This is a genomic window from Candidatus Marinimicrobia bacterium CG08_land_8_20_14_0_20_45_22 (genome assembly GCA_002774355.1).
GTDB lineage: Bacteria > Fidelibacterota > UBA2242 > UBA2242 > UBA2242 > 0-14-0-20-45-22.
Genome location: PEYN01000157.1, coordinates 1 through 12,770, shown reverse-complemented (window position 1 = coordinate 12,770; position 12,770 = coordinate 1). Strand labels below are relative to the sequence as shown.

The following is a 12,770-nucleotide window of genomic DNA, read 5'->3' as shown; positions in this document are numbered from 1 at the left end:
GCAAACAATGAGCGGGAATGTAATTCAAAATGGGGCAATGATCGCCTTTGCCGGATTGCTCATCGTATTTTCAGGATTGGTGTTGATTGAGGTGGTTCTATTTCTCTTCAATAAACTGGTAGAAGTTTCCGCAAAAAGGCGGGCGCTTAAAGAATACTTAGAAAAAGAGGCAGATGAGTTCGTTTCGGTTACACCAGTTGTGGACATTCCGGAAGACGATTTAGTCGCTATTGCGACGGCGATCGAATGTTATAGGAAGATTCACTTTGAGCCGCTTCAAAGCGAGATAACTTTCGTTCACGGTAGTCAGCAGAATGTATGGAAGATGGGTTATAAAGTTGGACAAAGACTAAGCGGTCTAAGGAAATAAAGATGAAAGAGAAAAAACTCCAGTTGGAAATAAATGGCAAGGAATATGAGGTTGTCATCAGCGAATTTAACGCGTATGAAGCCGTGTTAACGGTCAACGGTAAAAAATATCAGGTTGGCTTGAAAGACATTGGGATCGAACAAGTCTCCGACATCAAGCCAAAACTGAACCGTTCTGAAATGATAGGTGAAACCGAAGCCGCTCAGAAAACGGTTGGCGGCGCTCCGGAACCAACATTGCACAAACCTAAATCTATTGTGGATGCTACAAGCGTGCTAGCGCCGTTGCCGGGTTTGATTCAGAAAATTCATGTCAAAGAAGGCGACAATATCCGTGCGGGACAATGCGTTATCATTATGGAAGCTATGAAAATGGAAAATGAAATCCAGTCAAGCAAAGATGGCATCGTCAAAGAAATTTTCGTCAAGGCTGGCGATTCAGTCAATGAAGGCGATGTCCTCATCATTTTGGGATAGCGAAGGGAATTAAGTGGAAATTCTTGAAAAGGTTTTCTCAACAACCGGATTTGCGAATCTGACATTGGGAAACATTCTCATGATTATCATTGGCGGAATTGCGATATTTTTGGCTATTGCTAAAAATTATGAGCCGTTATTGTTGTTGCCAATCGGATTCGGCGTTATCGTCGGAAATATGCCGACAATTTCTGGTTTGCCGATTGGTGTATATGATTCAATTGCAAACGGATTTCCGCAGAATAGTGTATTCAGTTTATTTTATTGGGGGGTGACTTCAGGAATATTTCCTCCGCTAATCTTTCTGGGAATTGGTGCGTTGACCGATTTTTCATCGTTGATATCGAATCCGAAATCATTATTACTGGGAGCGGCGGCGCAAGTCGGAATTTTTATAACGTATATTGGCGCCCTTGTTCTCGGTTTTAGTAGTAAAGAAGCCGCATCGATAGGTATTATTGGTGGAGCGGACGGTCCGACTTCGATTTTTCTTTCATCAATTTTAGCACCTCATCTGCTGGGGCCAATTGCTATTGCGGCATATTCGTACATGGCTTTGGTGCCGCTCATTCAGCCGCCAATCATGAAATTGATGACGACCGATGCAGAACGTCGGATTCGGATGAAACCGCCAAGAAAAGTCGGCAAAACGGAAAAAATTCTTTTCCCGATTATTGTTGTGGTCATTTCCGCATTGATTGCGCCGGGTTCGCTGAGTCTCGTTGGAATGTTAATGCTGGGGAATTTGCTGAAAGAATGTGGCGTAACTGACCGATTGGCTAAAACGGCGGGCAGTGCACTTCTCGATATTTGCACGATTATTTTAGCGTTTTCGGTTGGAGCTAGCACGCAGGCAGTTCGGTTTGTCAATGGCGTAAATGTTGGGTTTCTGACACCACGCTCGCTGGAAATTTTCTTCCTTGGATTTTTTTCGTTTGCGGTTGCCACTTTCAGCGGTGTTCTCTTTGCCAAAATCATGAACCTGTTTCTAAAGGAAAAAATAAATCCGTTAATCGGTTCGGCGGGTGTATCCGCTGTACCGGATTCTGCGCGCGTTTCACAGATTGTTGCGCGCCAGTTTGACAAGGACAATTATCTTCTGTTTCATGCGATGGGACCGAATGTGGCAGGCGTTATTGGATCAGCGATCGCCGCTGGCGTTTTTCTGGCAATTTTTCGTTAAAATCAGCCGTTAAATTAAGGTAAGAATTTGTTGCTACGGAAGAACGGGCGAATATCAGATTTTTATTTCTAATTCCTCGATTTTCCGGTAAAGAGAAGAAAGACCGATTCCGAGAATTTCCGCGCATTTGTTTTTATCGTTATTAACACGACTGAGAATATTGATGATATGTTGTTTCTCAAAGTTGTGGACAGATGCTTTTAGATCGTCGGGGTAATCCGTTCCTGTTTCTGAACCAACAGCATGTGGCGGAAGATCTTTGGATGAGATATATTCCGTCTCGCAGAGTAGGACAGCTCGCTCGATCATATTTTCCAGTTCTCTGACTTCGCCTTTCCACTTATAATTCATGAGGATTTTCATCGTTTGGTTATCAACGCCAAGAACTTTTCGTTTCAGTTCTTGGTTGTATTTGTGTACAAAATGCTCGACAAGCACAGGAATATCTTCTTTGCGTTCACTGAGTGGCGGGAGATGAATTTCGATGATGTTTAGCCTATAGTATAAATCTTCGCGGAAATTTCCTTCCTCGATTTCCTTTAGCAAATCGCGGTTTGTGGAAGAAAGAACGCGAGCATCCACGTGAACAGATGAAGCGGAACCAATCGGTTTGATTTCCTTTTCTTCGATCGCGCGGAGCAATTTTACCTGAATGTGGATTGGGATTTCACCGACCTCATCTAGAAATAATGTGCCGCCGTTTGCTGCACGGAAAACGCCCTCTTTGTCCATTGTTGCGCCGGTAAAAGAGCCTTTTTTAAACCCGAAAAGTTCGCTTTCAAAAAGAGTCTCCGGTATAGCGCCGCAATTGATAGCAACAAACGGGGCATTGGTTCTTGGACTGTTTTGATGGATCGATCGCGCAACTAATTCTTTACCAGTTCCGCTTTTTCCGGTTATGAGGATATTTGAAGATGAATTGGCAACTTTATCGATCATGTGATAGACGCTTTTCATTGCTGGACTATTTCCGATGATGATATTTTGATTGAAGATAGAGTGGACTTCTTTTCGAAGGTATTGGTTTTCGAGGAGTACTTGCTGAATTTTGGCGATTTTTTTCAAGCGGAGATGGAGGTCTTCTAGGTCAAGCGGTTTGATCAGGTAATCGATTGCACCTTTTCTTAATGCCTCAATGGCGGATTCAACCGTGGCGGAATCGGTGGTTATGACTGTTAGTGTTCGCGGCGAATATTTTTGGATTTCCTCAAGAATGTCAGATCCGTTCCACTTTGGCATTTTTACATCGGCAATGAGAATGTCAAAATTGTCTGACTGTACAAAGTGGATCGCTTCTTTAGTATCCGCTGTCATCGAGCAGTCGTATCCTTTTGAACTTAAAAACTCGCCGAGTGACTGTTGCGTGGCTATATCGTTATCTGCAATTAAAATTTTACTGTTCATGGCTACTTTAGGCGATTTCCGAATCTACTTTTTGTTTTAGTGATTAATCCAATTTAGTTCAAAATATTTTTATCACTTAGGTAATATAGATTCGGTAACTTTTTAAAACAATCGCAATTTTCAAATTTGGTAGATAATTTATTTAGATTAAAGCCAGTTTTCCAGGGATGGGAAAATCCATTGAAAATATGTTTGAAGATTTACATGATATTTTTAAAAACGGGCGGAAAGCGAGTAATTACCGAAAACTCATTGAGAATATTTTCCCATCTTTGAGAAGAGAATAAAAAAACAAAAGTTGATTAAAATCAAGTGAATTAATGATTAGACTCTAACTATTATCTCTTTTCCATTGTTTTTATATTCGATAGAATTTAATTTCCCTAAGCTTTTTTGGTTTTCGTTATATTCGTTATATATGAAAAAAGAAGATATAGAAATAGATCAACTGCGAGAACGAATCGTTAAAGGTGGAAGGTTGCCAAGACATATCGCCATCATCATGGATGGTAATGGACGCTGGGCGAAGCAGAAAGGGCTTCCACGTGTAGCCGGGCATAACGAGGGCATCAATTCAGTTAGAGAAATTACGCGGGAATGCGGGAAACTGGGGATACAGGTGCTTACGCTATATACTTTTTCTATTGAAAATTGGTCGCGACCGATGTCCGAGGTTTCCGCGCTAATGAAACTGCTTCTTAAGACGATTCAAAATGAAATCGAAGAACTGCATCGAAATAATGTAAAACTGACGCTCATCGGACATCTTCAGGATTTACCGAAAGGCCCGTACCGTGGATTACTATCTGGCGTCGAAAAAACGAAAAATAATACAGGGTTGAATCTGAACTTAGCGCTCAGTTACGGGAGTCGGGCGGAGATTCTCGATTCCACGCGATCGATTGCCCAAAAGGTTCTTCAGGGAGAAATTAAAATCGACGAAATTGACGATAATCTGTTTTCTGATCATTTATATACTGCTGGCAAACCCGATCCCGACCTATTGATCCGAACGAGCGGCGAGTTTCGCATTAGTAATTTCCTGTTGTGGCAATTGGCGTACACGGAAATATATGTGACACCTGTCTTTTGGCCGGCTTTTAGAAGTCGGGAACTTTTTGCCGCGATCGCCGATTACCAGAAAAGAGAAAGACGTTTTGGAATGACAAGTGAACAATTAACGAAAAATAGATCAGGCGGTCATAGTTGATAAAAAGAATAGATACGATAGTTTTATTGTTATTTCTCGCAATATTTGCTTCTTATCCGCAAGCGCAGACCGAAAATCGTATAAAAGTCTATGGCGTTGCCATTCAGGGTGTCAAGACGATCTCGGAAAATAGCGTCAAAGTCCAATCCGGGATTATTGAAGGGAAAGAAATATTTTTTGACGATATTCCAAACGCCATTACCCGGTTGTGGAAATTGAACCTGTTCTCCGATATTCAAATCTATCTCGATAAAGCGACAGAAGAAGGCGTTTTCCTTATTATCAAAGTTGAAGAGTATCCGCGTCTCGGCAAGTTTGAAATCAAAGGGAATAAAAAAATTAAAAAATCCAAGATTGAGGAAGAATTAAATATGATGTCTGGCAAAGTGCTTTCGCCACATCTAATAACGGACAGCATTCGGAAAATTAAAAAACTTTATGAGAAAGAAGGCTATTTACTCGTCGATGTCAAACAAAAAATTAATGACGGAGAGAATGAAAATACACGAAACCTGACTTTTGAAATCAATGAAGGGAAGAAAGTCCGCATCAAAGATATTGTTTTTGATGGAAACAAGTGGTTCTCGGACAGACGCTTACGCCGAGTATTGAAGGATACCAAACCAAGGAATTTATTTTTATTCCGGGTTGGCGAATTTGATGAAGAGAAATACACCGATGACAAAGAGAAACTGATCGAATTTTACCGGAATAATGGGTACCGCGATATTGAAATTGAATATGATACAATTACGTATAGCGAAAATAAGAAACACATATTTTTTGAAATCGGCATCGAAGAGGGCGAACGGTACAAATATCGGAATATTACATTTAATGGCAATGTGCTTTATTCGAGTGATGACCTGAAAACGATTCTGAATATCAAAGCGGGCGATTGGTACGATGCCGAAAAACTTCAAAAAGGGATTTATGAACGGGTAAATGCCGTTTACATGGATCAGGGATACCTGTTTTTCCAAATAAGTCCACTTGAAATTCCAGTCAGCAAAAATGAAATCGATCTGAATTGTGAAATTACAGAAAACCATCAAGTCGTCGTCAATCAGATTAACATTATTGGCAACTCTAAAACACATGAAAATGTCATTCGCCGCGAACTGAAAATGTTTCCCGGCGATATTTTTAGCCGCGAGGCGTTGATGCGCAGTCAACGTGAAATATTTATTTTAAATTATTTTGCGAATGTGACTCCCGATGTTCTTCCCATTGATGATAAAAAAGTCGATGTCGAGATCACGGTCGAAGAAAAGTCGTCGGGCAGAGCGAATTTGTCGTTCAGTATTAGCCAGATGTACGGACTTATCGGTGGCGGCGGCGTGGAATTTAATAATTTCCGCGGTAGAGGACAGCAGGTTTCGGTCAGTTATCAACGTGGAGCCGGCTACACACTTACCGGCGCCGCAACCAATCCATATAAATCTTTTTCCATCAGTTACAGCGATCCGTGGATTTTCGACACGCCCAATTTAGTCGGGGCAAGTTTTATCTATTCCGAGCGTGGCCAAAACGGTTATTACTACTATCCATTCGACCTGAGTCAAATTGGTGGTTCAATACGCTGGAGCCGTCGTTTCCGCTTTCCCGATAACTATTTTCGCGGCACATGGATGTTGGGCGTCGCCACAAAAAGCTACAAGAACTGCGATCCAGACTATTTGGAAAGCGTCTTGCTCGGCCATGACAAAACGAAAGGCGTAACACTAACACAAATTATTTCAAGAGACAGCCGAAATGCGCCAGAATTTCCGACACAAGGTTCCGTATTTGAATGGTCGAGCATGTTGTCGGGTGGTTTTCTTGGCGGCACTGAACATTTTCATAAACATAATTTTACGCTGGAATATTACTTGCCCACGTTCTGGAAATTTGTTTTATTTAACCATGTTGAATTTGGTGTTATCAAAAAGCTTAAGTCTAATAGCCTCATTCCGCCCGACGAGCGGTTCATCATGGGGGGTAGTGGAATGATTTATGGTGTAGCGCTTCGCGGTTATGATGATAATCAAGTCGGACCTACGAACGTTTACTCCGGCACCTCTTTGCCGTACGGCGGCGAATCGCTCCTGAAATACACGCTCGAATATCGATTCCCGGTTTCAAACAATCCGACGATTTATGGTTTGCTATTTGCCGAAGCTGGGAATACATGGAAGACTTTAAAATCTACCGATCCGTTCGATGTCAAACGGTCCGCCGGTATCGGCGTGCGCTTTTTTATGCCGATGATGGGAATGCTCGGCGTTGATTTTGGCTATGGATTTGACGATATCGATCCCGAAGGACAAACCGGCTACGGAAAACCGCAGGGATGGAAAACGCATTTTATTTTTGGGTCTCAATTTTAATCAATGGGAGGTTATCAGTGAAGAAAGTTGTTGTTTTGTTTTTAGCAATTTTAATGGTTCTGGGAATGGTTGGAGTCGCGAGCGCTCAAATCAAAGTCGCTTATGTCAATTCAGACCGGATTCTTTCGGAGTATGATGAAGCGAAAGAAGCACAGAGCAAATTAGACATCGAGGCCAAGAAACTCGAAGATCAGTATAAAGGTATGCTCGGTAAACTGGATAGTTTGACGAAAGATTATGACCGCCAAAAGATGATCATGAGTGAAGCTCGTCGGACAACTAAAGAGTCTGAGATTACGCAACTTCAGCAAAATATCCAGAGATTTCAGGTTGAAAAACTTGGTCCGGACGGCGAAATCTATAAAAAGCAGGCGGAACTCGTCGGTCCTGTTCTGGAAAAAGTCAAAACCGTCATCCAGAAAGTCGGAAGGGACAATAAATACGACTACATTTTCGATACAGTAGCCGGGAATATTTTGTACGCTGATCCGGCACACGACATGACCGATAAAGTTATTTACGAGCTAAAAAGAACGAAATAACCAACGGTATAACCGTGGAATTGTCTCTTCAGAAAATCGCCGAATTGGTCGGTGGAAAAGTGGATGGAGACGGCAGTCTCCTTGTTCGTGATCTGGCTGAGATTCAACATGCCGGACCCGGCGAATTGTCATTTCTCGGCAATCCGAAGTATGTCAAGTTTTTGGCGACTACCCGCGCAACGGCGATTTTAGTCGAAGAGAATTTCAAGGAGCCTTATCCTAATCTCATCCGCGTTCCGAACGTGAACTTTGCCTACTCCCGCGCTCTGGCTATTTTTCGTCCAGAAGCGTCGAAGTCTGCTCCGGGGATCGCTCCGACAGCCATAATAGCACCGGATGCTGTTTTGGGAAAGAATGTTCATATTGGAGCGCATGTCGTCATTGCTGATAAATGTGTTATCGGTGAGCGAGTTTATATTCTATCGAATTCCGTGATCGGTAGAGAAACGCAAATTGGAGACGATACGCTTATCTATCCGAACGTTTCGGTTTATCATCGTTGCCGCATTGGAAAGCGCGTTATTATACATTCGGGCGCTGTTGTTGGAAGCGATGGATTTGGATTCGTTCGCGTCGAAAATAGCATCGAGAAAATTCCACAGGCGGGCGGTGTTATCATTTGTGACGATGTGGAAATCGGCGCGAATACGACAGTGGACCGCGGAACGCTTGGCGACACCGTGATTGGTAAAGGCACGAAAATCGATAATCTTGTTCAGATCGCCCACAATGTAAAAATTGGCGAATATTGTTTTCTCGCCGGTCAATCCGGAGTCGCGGGAAGCACGATAATCGAAGACGACGTTACCATTGCCGGTCAGGTTGGAATCGCCGGTCACCTGCATATCGGCGCTGGCGCTATTATCGCGGCTCAGGCTGGAGTTTCCAAGGATATTCCGACAGGCGCCGTTGTCATCGGTTCGCCTGCTCAGGAAAAAGGAAAGGTCTGGCGAGAAATGGCAAATATCCGATCTATTCCCGACATCAAGGAAAAGATCAAACAGTTGGAACTAAAAGCGAGTCAAGAAATTAACAGGAATAAAAATGCCTAGGAATCAAAGAACGATTAAAAGTCCAGTTTCAGTGTCAGGAATTGGACTTCACACGGGCGTTAAAAGCACCGTCACTTTTAAACCAGCTCCCGAGAATAATGGATATCGATTTATCCGAACGGACATCGAAAATTGTCCCGAAATTATCGCCGACATTAATCATGTAGTCGATATTTCCCGTGGAACAACAATTGCCCAGAATGGTGCGGTAATTCATACAATCGAACATGTTTTATCTGCGCTCGCAGGTCTCGAAATTGATAATGTTTACATTGAGTTAGATAACATTGAACCGCCGGTCTGCGACGGAAGCGCTATCGATTTTGTCCGTGCGCTCAAACGAGCGGAAATTGTTGAGCAGGAAGCCATTCAACCGATTTTGGTTATCGATAAGATCATTACTTACACGGATCCTAAAAATAACGTTGATATTCACGTTCTGCCAGCCGATAGTTTCCAAATCACATTTTTGATCGATTATCCGATAAGTTCAATCGGTACACAATATTCAGCGACCTACAACTTAGCTGAAGAGTTTGAGTCAGATTATGCTTACGCGCGAACATTCTGCTTGCTGAGCGAAGTGGAAGGGCTTAAGAATCGCGGATTGATCAAGGGGGGAAATGCCAACAACGCCGTCGTTTTCATTGATCGTGATATTTCGCAGGATGAGATCGACCGTCTGAAAAAGATGTTTAACTTATCTTCTGAACTTGTTGCAGGTCAAAAAGGTACCCTGAATGGTGTTCAACTTCGCTATTACAACGAAGCGGTTCGCCACAAAATTCTTGATTTGGTCGGCGATTTTGCGCTTCTCGGGATTCCGGTTCACGCTCATGTCATTGCGGCGCGTAGCGGACACGCTCATAATGTCAATCTGATGAAAAAAATCCGTCAGGAATACGAAAAAGTCATCATTCGCCAAAAATACCAATCCAAGCAGACAGACGGCGCACTCTTCGATATTAGCGGAATCTTAAAGTTGCTTCCACATCGCTATCCATTTTTACTTGTTGATAAAATCATCGATATAATTCCGGGAGAAACGGTCACTGCAATAAAGAATGTCAGTGTCAACGAACCATTTTTTCAGGGACATTTTCCAGAGCAAAAGATTATGCCTGGCGTATTAGTTATTGAATCAATGGCTCAGGCTGGTGGACTCCTTATGTTGAAAACGATGGAAAATGCCGAAAATAAATTAGTCGTTCTGTCAGGAGTGGATGATGCTCGCATCCGCAAGCCGGTTATTCCAGGTGATCAACTGCGATTGGAAATCAAACTAACGCAATTTCGGCTATCGACTTGTAAATTCAGGGCGGCGGCCTATGTAGGTAATGATGTTGTCGCAGAAGCGACTATTATGGCGACGATAACCGACAAATAATCTATGACGAATATCGATTCTTCAGCGATTGTTCATCCCAAAGCGGAGATTGGCGAAGATGTAACAATCGGTCCGTTTTCGTGGATTCATGAAAATGTGAAAATATCTGACGGATGCTACATCGGCGCTGGCGTAATCATCCTGCCGGGAACATCTTTGGGAAAATCATGTAGGGTTTATCATCACGCAGTTCTCGGTGAAATTCCGCAAGATCTCAAGTTCGAGGGCGAAATTACGACTGTTGAGATCGGAGATAGGACGACTATACGAGAATTTGCAACGATCAACCGAGGAACGACTTACGCAATGAAGACTGTAGTCGGCTCGGATTGTTTGATCATGGCAAACGCACATGTGGCGCATGACTGTATCGTTGGCGATCGCGTGATTTTAACAAATTCGGTTGCGTTGGGTGGTCATGTGCAGATCGAAGATTGGGTAATCGTCGGCGGATTGAGCGGCATTCATCAGTTTATCAGAATTGGACAACATTCAATCATTGCCAGTTGTAGTAAAGTGACGAAAGATGTTCCTCCGTATGTCACTGCCGGAAGAGAACCGCTTATTTACGAAGGACTAAATTTAGTGGGATTAAAGAGACGCGGATTTTCATCTGAAGCGATTCAAACAATCAAACAGGCTTATTCGGTAATTTACAATTCCAAATTTAACATTTCAGATGCAGTGAAGAATCTCGAAGAGACGACCGGACCATCTCCCGAATTATTGAATATTATCCGTTTTATTAAAAACAGCCAGCGCGGAATTATCCGATAAAAACTATTGATTAAATACCTTATTTCCTGCTTAAAAATTCTGGTTTTTCCATTCGTATTTGGAATGGGTATGTCGATGTCATCTTCTGGACAAAATCTCGATTTTTCGAATGTTATCCAATCACAAATTCGTCAAGCGATAACGCCGACCCTGGCGTCGATCGCGACTCAGCAGAAAGCGCCCGTGAATCTTTTCAAGACAGAGGAACGTCCAGTTATCAAAATCGCCGTTAAAGTTCCATCTATAATTAAGCAGTCTGACGAATTTGCTGACATTGGCTTTCCGTCACTTTGGCTGGCAGTTGGAGTTTCCCCTAATCTCACGATCGGCGGGCATATTTCTGCCGCTGAATGGCGTCAAGACGATGTCCAATCGACTGGCGTTCATTTTGCCGCCTCTTGGGGAAAACCAAGGCGGCGTAATTTATTCGACGTTTCCGTCAACCATTTGTACGGTCCGGACGATTTTCATACACAGGATGTCAATCTTGCCGTTTCTCGAAATTACGAGATTGGAAAATTCGATTTCGTCGTTGCCGGATCGGTTCATTTCGTCCATTGCCGCGTAGAAATAAACGATCAAGATAATGCGTCGCTAAATTATGAGACAACTAAAAATATGAGTCTCTATGAATTCAGAACTGGAATAGTTCGGAATTTCGGACAGGCGCACGCACTCGGACTCGATTTATCTGTCTTGCAGAAATCGCTTTCTGCTGGGTTAACCTATCAGTTTTCGTTGAATTGATATGAACATGACTTCTGAAATAGATAAAAAACGTTTGACTTTACTCGGTTCTACTGGTTCGATTGGTCAAAACACGCTCCGCATTGTCTCGACGAAGCCGGAACTGTTTGAGATCGTTTATTTGTCTGCTGGGAAAAACGCTGGATTGCTGATCGATCAGGCAAAACAATTTCATCCGAAAGCCGTCGCCATTGCCGATGAAACCCAATTCCGGACAGTTGAAACCGCACTGAAATCTGATGGTATCGAGGTTTTACACGGTCGGGAAGGTATTTACGAATTAGCCGAACGAGCGGATGTCGATTTGGTCGTCAATGCAATTGTTGGGGTCGAAGGTCTGATGCCATCCTACCGGGCGATTTCTGCAGGGAAAGACATCGCGCTTTCCAACAAGGAATCGCTAGTCATGGCTGGCGATATCATTTATCGACTTTTAGCCGAGAAAAAAGCGCGGTTGTTTCCGATCGACAGCGAACATAGCGCTATCTGGCAATGTCTCCAGGGAGAAAAGCCGGAGACTGTACAACGCGTGATCCTGACGGGTTCCGGCGGTCCGTTCCGGGAACTTCCGCTGGAAAATTTTGCGTCGATCACACCCGAATCTGCATTAAAACATCCGACTTGGAAGATGGGGAAAAAGATCACGATCGATTCTGCGACATTGATGAACAAAGGACTGGAAATTATCGAAGCGCGGTGGCTCTTTAATCTGCGACCGGAACAGATCGATGTCGTAATTCATCCGCAGTCGATCATTCATTCGATGGTGGAATTTATTGACGGTTCCGTTAAGGCGCAACTTGGCGTTCCCGACATGAAACTGCCTATCCAGTACGCGTTAAATTTTCCAGAAAGATTGGCGTTGAGATGGGAATATCTGGATTTTGGAAAAATTAACCAACTGACATTTGAATTGCCGGATATCCGAAAATTCCCTGCCATTCGGTTGGCATACGAAACACTAAAACGCGGCGGGACGGCGTCAGCGATTCTAAATGTGGTAAACGAACTATCGGTTTATGCGTTTTTAGAACACCGGATAGGATTTACAGATATAACGGATTTAGTCGAAAAAGCGCTCGGTTTTCTGCCAATCGTCGATCACCCGACGATTTCCGATGTGTTGCGAACTGTAGAATTCGGCATGGAGTTCGTCGAAAAACAGATTCATTCGAAATGATGAAAGGATAAGATAAATAGATGATCACAATTTTAGCGGTTTTACTGGTAATTGGCGGCGTCATTTTTATTCA

The 12,770-nt window shown here is 43.1% G+C and carries 12 protein-coding genes; 11 read left to right on the top strand and 1 reads right to left on the bottom strand.

Translation table 11 applies throughout. From position 1 onward, the window contains the following. Window positions 1–7: 7 nt before the first annotated feature. From COT43_08935 to COT43_08925, 3 genes are read left to right on the top strand one after another with little or no spacing between them, the layout of a single operon-like run. Window positions 8–370 carry a hypothetical protein gene (locus COT43_08935; protein ID PIS27731.1) on the top strand — a complete coding sequence of 121 codons (363 nt, stop codon included), beginning with the start codon at window positions 8–10 and terminating at the stop codon, window positions 368–370. 2 nt (window positions 371–372) lie between these two features. Further along, the gene (locus tag COT43_08930) at window positions 373–846 is read left to right on the top strand and encodes an acetyl-CoA carboxylase biotin carboxyl carrier protein subunit (GenBank protein ID PIS27730.1); all 474 of its coding nucleotides are present in this window, start codon (window positions 373–375) and stop codon (window positions 844–846) included. A gap of 13 nt (window positions 847–859) precedes the next feature. Further along, window positions 860–2,029 (top strand): glutaconyl-CoA decarboxylase subunit beta, encoded by a 1,170-nt coding sequence (locus COT43_08925; protein ID PIS27729.1) that lies wholly within the window; start codon window positions 860–862, stop codon window positions 2,027–2,029. A 54-nt stretch (window positions 2,030–2,083) separates the two neighbouring features. Here COT43_08925 and COT43_08920 read toward each other — a convergent pair whose 3' ends face one another. Further along, window positions 2,084–3,433, bottom strand: coding sequence for a Fis family transcriptional regulator (locus COT43_08920; GenBank protein PIS27728.1), 1,350 nt, complete (start codon window positions 3,431–3,433; stop codon window positions 2,084–2,086). 418 nt (window positions 3,434–3,851) lie between these two features. Between COT43_08920 and COT43_08915 the strand changes: the two genes are divergently transcribed. From COT43_08915 to COT43_08880, 8 genes are all read left to right on the top strand, one after another. After that, a complete protein-coding gene (locus COT43_08915) occupies window positions 3,852–4,643 on the top strand; it encodes a hypothetical protein (GenBank protein ID PIS27727.1) in 792 nt (263 codons plus the stop codon). Continuing rightward, complete coding sequence (gene bamA / locus COT43_08910) at window positions 4,640–7,012, top strand: outer membrane protein assembly factor BamA (GenBank protein PIS27726.1); 2,373 nt, start codon at window positions 4,640–4,642, stop codon at window positions 7,010–7,012. Before COT43_08915 ends, bamA begins: the two co-directional genes overlap by 4 nt. Then, window positions 6,976–7,554 (top strand): hypothetical protein, encoded by a 579-nt coding sequence (locus COT43_08905; protein ID PIS27725.1) that lies wholly within the window; start codon window positions 6,976–6,978, stop codon window positions 7,552–7,554. Before bamA ends, COT43_08905 begins: the two co-directional genes overlap by 37 nt. A gap of 20 nt (window positions 7,555–7,574) precedes the next feature. Beyond that, complete coding sequence (gene lpxD, locus COT43_08900; GenBank protein ID PIS27756.1) at window positions 7,575–8,606, top strand: UDP-3-O-(3-hydroxymyristoyl)glucosamine N-acyltransferase; 1,032 nt, start codon at window positions 7,575–7,577, stop codon at window positions 8,604–8,606. After that, on the top strand, window positions 8,599–9,993 hold the full coding sequence (locus tag COT43_08895) for a UDP-3-O-[3-hydroxymyristoyl] N-acetylglucosamine deacetylase (protein PIS27724.1): 1,395 nt from the start codon (window positions 8,599–8,601) through the stop codon (window positions 9,991–9,993). Before lpxD ends, COT43_08895 begins: the two co-directional genes overlap by 8 nt. Window positions 9,994–9,996: 3 nt before the next feature. Further along, window positions 9,997–10,770, top strand: coding sequence for an acyl-[acyl-carrier-protein]--UDP-N-acetylglucosamine O-acyltransferase (locus COT43_08890; GenBank protein ID PIS27723.1), 774 nt, complete (start codon window positions 9,997–9,999; stop codon window positions 10,768–10,770). Window positions 10,771–10,839: 69 nt separating this feature from the next. Beyond that, window positions 10,840–11,517, top strand: coding sequence for a hypothetical protein (locus COT43_08885; protein ID PIS27722.1), 678 nt, complete (start codon window positions 10,840–10,842; stop codon window positions 11,515–11,517). Window positions 11,518–11,524: 7 nt separating this feature from the next. Continuing rightward, window positions 11,525–12,697, top strand: a complete 1,173-nt coding sequence (locus COT43_08880; protein PIS27755.1) for a 1-deoxy-D-xylulose-5-phosphate reductoisomerase — start codon at window positions 11,525–11,527, stop codon at window positions 12,695–12,697. The last annotated feature ends 73 nt before the right edge of the window (window positions 12,698–12,770 follow it).

Excerpts from the sequence above, each read along its gene's own strand:
- COT43_08915 (PIS27727.1), top strand. The coding sequence starts at position 3,852 with ATGAAAAAAGAAGATATAGAAATAGATCAACTGCGAGAACGAATCGTT.
- COT43_08930 (PIS27730.1), top strand. The coding sequence starts at position 373 with ATGAAAGAGAAAAAACTCCAGTTGGAAATAAATGGCAAGGAATATGAG.
- COT43_08885 (PIS27722.1), top strand. The coding sequence starts at position 10,840 with ATGTCGATGTCATCTTCTGGACAAAATCTCGATTTTTCGAATGTTATC.
- COT43_08935 (PIS27731.1), top strand. The coding sequence starts at position 8 with ATGAGCGGGAATGTAATTCAAAATGGGGCAATGATCGCCTTTGCCGGA.
- COT43_08890 (PIS27723.1), top strand. The coding sequence starts at position 9,997 with ATGACGAATATCGATTCTTCAGCGATTGTTCATCCCAAAGCGGAGATT.
- COT43_08920 (PIS27728.1), bottom strand. The coding sequence starts at position 3,433 with ATGAACAGTAAAATTTTAATTGCAGATAACGATATAGCCACGCAACAG.
- COT43_08895 (PIS27724.1), top strand. The coding sequence starts at position 8,599 with ATGCCTAGGAATCAAAGAACGATTAAAAGTCCAGTTTCAGTGTCAGGA.
- COT43_08880 (PIS27755.1), top strand. The coding sequence starts at position 11,525 with ATGACTTCTGAAATAGATAAAAAACGTTTGACTTTACTCGGTTCTACT.
- COT43_08905 (PIS27725.1), top strand. The coding sequence starts at position 6,976 with ATGGAAAACGCATTTTATTTTTGGGTCTCAATTTTAATCAATGGGAGG.